Below are 4,136 nucleotides of genomic sequence, written 5' to 3'. Positions count from 1 at the left end.
GGAGCGTTTCGTCCCCTGACCCGCTGGCCGAACTGCGCCTGCGCCGCCTGCTGCGCAGTTTCGGCCTGCATGCCGAGCATTGCGTGGCGGCGCTGGTGGCCGACGACCGTGCCGCGCTGATCCGCGAAAGCGCCGACACGCTGAAACGGCTGATGGAAATCTGGGTCGCCTGCGACATCCCTGCCGCCTCGGTCTGGACCGAACTGGACCGCCGCACCCAGGTCGGCGAATTGCTGGCCAGCCTGAACCGCACGCCCGGCGGCCGGACCGGGCGGGCCGGCCGGGCCATCCCCCACCCCTGGCGCATCCGCACGACCAAGCTGCCCTAGTGTCCCGATTCCGAAATTCGCAAGCGAATTTCGGAATCGAAAGGACACTAGAATCAATATTTTAGTGTCCTGATGTCGTCGCGGCCCGTTATGCTGCCGCCTTGACGTATTCCGCGTTCGAATTGACGAAAAACAAGAACGTTTCGCGGGGTGGAAATCACAATCACGACAAGTCTCATTATGTGTCGGAATGTTAAAAATTTAGTAATACCATATTGTTTTTAATACTGACATAGCCATTCCGGTACCGGGTTCGGACGATGTCAATTCATAAAAAACAATATTACAGATTTATTGAGCCAATGCGATTTATATGCTCGATATTTATAATGACGCATCATTGCTTTATTTATCTGACGAATTATAATTTTCTTAATCATACACATGTATTGGTCGACTTTTTCTTTCTGTTGAGCGGGTTTGTCGCAGGCAATGCGGATGAACAGAAAATAGTTTCGGGAACGACGACATTCGGGGGCTATGCCCGGCATCGGCTTCTGCGCCTGGCGCCGCTGATGATACTCGGCGTGGCCGTCGGCTCTGTCGTTCTGATCATGAGACATCCTCATGCGGGGGCGGCATTTACTGCCCAGGTCGTGCTGTTCGGGGTTCTGAACCTTCTTCTTCTGCCGAAATTCTGGTCGGCGTCGGGTTTTCCGGACTATGCCGTCGTCTCGGATCCGCCCCTCTATACCGTGTTGTATCAGACCGCGGTCACCTTGTTCTGGGCCCGGTTCCTGGCAGGGGCTTCGACCCGGTGGCTCGTCTGCCTGGCCATCGTCCTGGGGATTGCGCTGGGGGGCGTCGCGCATCGCAACGGCGGCTTCAATATCGGCTGGGGGAGTTCAGGCGCCGGCTGGGGGTATCTGAGAACGGGCTATGATTTCGTCGCCGGGCTGGTGGTCTTCAGGTTCAGCCGCGCGATTCTCGGGCGCATGCCCTGGCATCCCGCCTTTGCGGTGCTGGCCGTCGGGACGATCCTGCTGATCGTCTTTCCGCCCTTCTCCTCGCTTCCCTGGCGGCTGGCCACCTTCTACGTCCTGCCGCCGGCCGCGCTGATCCTGGGCCTCTCGGCGGGGGATCGCCGGCTGGTACCGGGCGATGTGTGGCTGGGCCGGCTGTCCTATGCCAATTACGTCGTCCACACGCCCATCCTGTTCTTTGTCGCGCTGCTCATCGGGAGCACGTCGAACCTTGTCGTGATCGCCCTGGTGGCATGCCTCTGCGTGACCGTCGCGGCCCTGGCGATGACCTGTTACGACCAGCCGGTCTCCGGCTGGCTGCGAAAGCGGGCAAGCCTGTCGCTTGTCGCGCGTCCGGTATCGGGCGAGGTGAAAGAGACCGGGGCCACCTGACGCCCCCTGCACGGTCCGACACGTCGCCCTTCGCCCCCCGATACGGCCGACATGCCGGCCGGGCTCTTTTCCCCGTCCTCGTGCGCTGGCATAAGCGGCCACATCCGCGCCACATGTCGGGCCGATCCTTTCCGGCCCCCAGCCCGAGGAGCGTTCCTGCCTGATGCCGCACGGCAACCCGACGAGCGATCGCCGATGAACTGGCCACCGACGGGCCCGGAATGGGTCGATCTGTCGGCCGGGCTGGTGGTGATCGTCTCGGCCCTGTTCGGCTATGGCCGGGGGTTGGTGCGCGAGTTGCTGGGCCTGGGCACCTGGGCCGGGGCGCTGCGGCTGGCCGCGCGCTGGACGGCGCCGGTCGAACGGGTGCTGGCCCCGCATCTCGGCAATCCGCTGCTGGCCAATACGCTGGGCTTCGCGCTGCCGTTCATCGGCTTGCTGATCGTCTTCACCCTGGTCGCGCAGGCCTGCGGCCGGATCGTCCGCGACTCCCTGCTGGGCGGGCTGAACAGCATGCTGGGGCTGCTGTTCGGCGGGCTGCGCGGCTATGGGCTGCTGGTCGTGGCCTATCTGCTGGCCAGCCTGGTGAGCGCGCCGTCCGACTGGCCCGCGCCGGTGCACATGGCGCGCGTCACCCCCCTGGTCGAGCAGGGGGCCTTCCTTCTGCGGCGCTGCCTGCCCATCTTCCTGCAGCCGAAGCTTGCGTAAGATGCTTGCGTCGGACGGACGGACGCGTCATGACGCCCCGGACCGGACCCGTTTGGGATCTCGCCCGCGCCCATATGCCGACCACGCGCCCCGCCCCCGATGCCACCCCGGGCGCCCGTCGAGGAAAGAGAGTGCCGACCATGCCGACCCGTTACCCGCCCCAGGAAGACGCCACGCACGACGCCACGCACGACGCCGGCGATGCCGCACACGAGTCCTGGCATGATGACGACAAGCCGCATGAGGAATGCGGCGTCTTCGGCGTCTGGAACGTCAACGACGCCTCGGCCCTGACCGCGCTGGGCCTGCATGCCCTGCAGCATCGCGGGCAGGAGGCGACGGGCATCGTGTCCTATGACGGCGCACGCTTCCATACGCACAAGGGGCTGGGCCTGGTCGGCGACGTGTTCGGCGACGCGCGGGTGATGACCACGCTGCCCGGCCATCGCGCGGTGGGGCACAACCGCTATGCCACCACCGGCGCCACCTTGATCCGCAACGTGCAGCCGCTGTTCGCCGATTTCGAGTTCGGCGGCCTGGCCGTCGCCCATAACGGGAACCTGACCAATGCCGAGGCGCTGCGCCGGGCGCTGGTGCGCCGGGGCTGCATCTTCCAGTCCACCACGGACAGCGAGGTCTTCATCCATCTGATCGCGATCTCGCTTTATTCCAACGTGGTGGACCGGCTGATCGACGCGCTGAAGCAGGTGCTGGGCGCCTATTCGCTGGTGGCGCTGTCGCGCGACGCGCTGATCGGCGTGCGCGATCCGCTGGGTGTCCGCCCGCTGATCCTGGGCCGCATCGCCGGCGACAACGGTGCCGCGCCGTCATGGGTGCTGGCCAGCGAGACCTGCGCGCTGGACATCGTGGGCGCCGAATTCGTCCGCGACGTCGAACCGGGCGAGATCGTCATCATCGACAATGACGGCGTGCGCTCGGTCAAGCCGTTCGGCGCGCAGGAGCCGCGTTTCTGCGTGTTCGAATATATCTATTTCGCCCGTCCGGACTCGGTGCTGGACGGCAAGCCGGTCTATGAGGCCCGCAAGCGCATCGGCATGGAACTGGCCCGCGAGAGCGCGGTCGAGGCCGACGTCATCGTCCCGGTGCCGGATTCCGGCGTGCCCTCGGCCATGGGCTATGCGGCGGCCAGCGGCATTCCCTTCGAGCTTGGCATCATCCGCAACCATTATGTCGGCCGCACCTTCATCGAGCCGACCGACCAGATCCGCCATCTGGGCGTCAAGCTGAAACACTCGACCAACCGGCCGGTGCTGGACGGCAAGCGGGTGGTGCTGGTCGACGATTCGATCGTGCGCGGCACGACCTCGCGCAAGATCGTCGACATGGTCCGCGCCGCCGGCGCGCGCGAGGTGCATATGCGCATTTCCTCGCCGCCCACCACGCATTCCTGCTTCTACGGCATCGATACGCCCGAGCGCAGCAAGCTGCTGGCCGCGCAGCACGACCTGAAGGAAATGGCCGAACTGATCGGCGTCGACAGCCTGGCCTTCATCTCGTTCGACGGGCTGTATCGCGCGCTGGGCCATGCCGACCGCAAGGCCGCCGAAGGCCGTTACTGCGACGCGTGCTTTACCGGCGATTATCCGATCCGGCTGGTGGACCAGGAGGAGGCCGAAGCGGGGACTGGGACTGGGACTGGGACTGGGACTGGGGCCACGCTGCCCGGCGCCGCGTGACGGCACGCCTGCCGCCATGCCTGCCCGAGGGCAGCGTGGCGCTGGTC

The 4,136-nt window shown here is 65.2% G+C and carries 4 protein-coding genes; all 4 read left to right on the top strand.

Going from position 1 to position 4,136, the window contains the following annotated elements:
- A partial coding sequence (locus HUK84_RS11635) for a phosphoribosyl-ATP pyrophosphatase (protein ID WP_176640439.1) occupies nucleotides 1-329 on the top strand: 329 nt, incomplete at its 5' end.
- Between the two features lie 260 nt (nucleotides 330-589).
- Nucleotides 590-1,684, top strand: a complete 1,095-nt coding sequence (locus tag HUK84_RS11630; RefSeq protein ID WP_317135282.1) for an acyltransferase family protein — start codon at nucleotides 590-592, stop codon at nucleotides 1,682-1,684.
- A 195-nt stretch (nucleotides 1,685-1,879) separates the two neighbouring features.
- On the top strand, nucleotides 1,880-2,392 hold the full coding sequence (locus HUK84_RS11625; RefSeq protein ID WP_246285637.1) for a CvpA family protein: 513 nt from the start codon (nucleotides 1,880-1,882) through the stop codon (nucleotides 2,390-2,392).
- A gap of 140 nt (nucleotides 2,393-2,532) precedes the next feature.
- Nucleotides 2,533-4,089: an amidophosphoribosyltransferase gene (purF, locus tag HUK84_RS11620; protein WP_246285636.1), complete on the top strand. Its 1,557-nt coding sequence runs from the start codon at nucleotides 2,533-2,535 to the stop codon at nucleotides 4,087-4,089.
- Nucleotides 4,090-4,136 lie beyond the last annotated feature (47 nt).

It is taken from the genome of Nguyenibacter vanlangensis (assembly GCF_013376155.1).
Classification (GTDB): domain Bacteria; phylum Pseudomonadota; class Alphaproteobacteria; order Acetobacterales; family Acetobacteraceae; genus Gluconacetobacter; species Gluconacetobacter vanlangensis.
The sequence above is the reverse complement of the archived record's forward strand: the minus strand, read 5'-3'. Positions and strand labels throughout refer to the sequence as shown.

Excerpts from the sequence above, each read along its gene's own strand:
- HUK84_RS11630 (WP_317135282.1), top strand. The coding sequence starts at position 590 with ATGTCAATTCATAAAAAACAATATTACAGATTTATTGAGCCAATGCGA.
- HUK84_RS11625 (WP_246285637.1), top strand. The coding sequence starts at position 1,880 with ATGAACTGGCCACCGACGGGCCCGGAATGGGTCGATCTGTCGGCCGGG.
- purF (WP_246285636.1), top strand. The coding sequence starts at position 2,533 with ATGCCGACCCGTTACCCGCCCCAGGAAGACGCCACGCACGACGCCACG.